Raw genomic sequence first — 919 nt, 5'->3', positions numbered from 1 at the left:
TACTGGTGCGCATGCCCTTGTCGATGACGATGGCCCCCTGCGCATTGACGGCTACCCCCGCCGCTTCCAATGCCAGGCTGCGCGTGTTCGGTGTCCGGCCGGTGGCGACCAGCAGCTTGTCGGCGCGCACTTCGCCCTGTCCAGTGGTCAGCACGAATTCGCCGTCCACATGGGCGACTTGGCTGGCTTGCGTATGTTCCAGTACCTTGATTCCTTCGGCACGGAAGGCGGCTGTGACGGCCTCGCCGATGGCAGGGTCTTCGCGGAAGAACAGCGTGCTGCGCGCAAGGATCGTGACCTGGCTACCCAGCCGGGCGAAGGCTTGCGCCAGTTCCAGCGCCACCACCGACGAGCCGATGACGGCCAGGCGTTCGGGAATGGTGTCGCTGACCAAGGCCTCGGTCGAAGTCCAGTAGGGTGACTCTTTCAGGCCCGGAATCGGCGGCATGGCCGGACTGGCACCCGTGGCGACCAGGCAGCGGTCGAACATCACGACGCGCTCACCACCCTCGTTCAAACTAACGATAAGGCTCTGGTCGTCCTTGAAACGCGCTTCACCGTGCAGAACGGTGATGGCTGAATTGCCGTCCAGGATGCCTTCGTACTTGGCATGACGGAGTTCTTCGACACGGGCCTGCTGCTGGGCCAGCAGCCGCTCGCGCAAGATCGTCGGCGGTGTGGGTGGCATGCCGCCGTCGAATGGGCTTTCCCGGCGCAGATGGGCGATGTGGGCGGCGCGGATCATGATCTTGGACGGCACACAACCGACGTTGACGCAGGTGCCGCCGATGGTGCCGCGCTCAATCAGCGTGACCTGCGCGCCTTGCTCGACGGCCTTCAGTGCTGCCGCCATCGCGGCTCCACCGCTGCCGATCACGGCGACTTGCAACGGGCGCTCGCCGCCGCTGCCCTTGTCGGC

General features: G+C 65.6%; 1 protein-coding gene. It reads right to left on the bottom strand.

What is annotated here, in order from left to right:
* Positions 1 to 919: FAD-dependent oxidoreductase (locus D7V20_RS19265; RefSeq protein WP_213072524.1), on the bottom strand; the 919-nt coding region annotated here is incomplete at both ends.

Source organism: Acinetobacter rongchengensis, assembly GCF_003611475.1.
Classification (GTDB): Bacteria; Pseudomonadota; Gammaproteobacteria; order Pseudomonadales; family Moraxellaceae; genus Acinetobacter; species Acinetobacter rongchengensis.
This window is presented reverse-complemented; position numbering and strand designations above follow the sequence as displayed.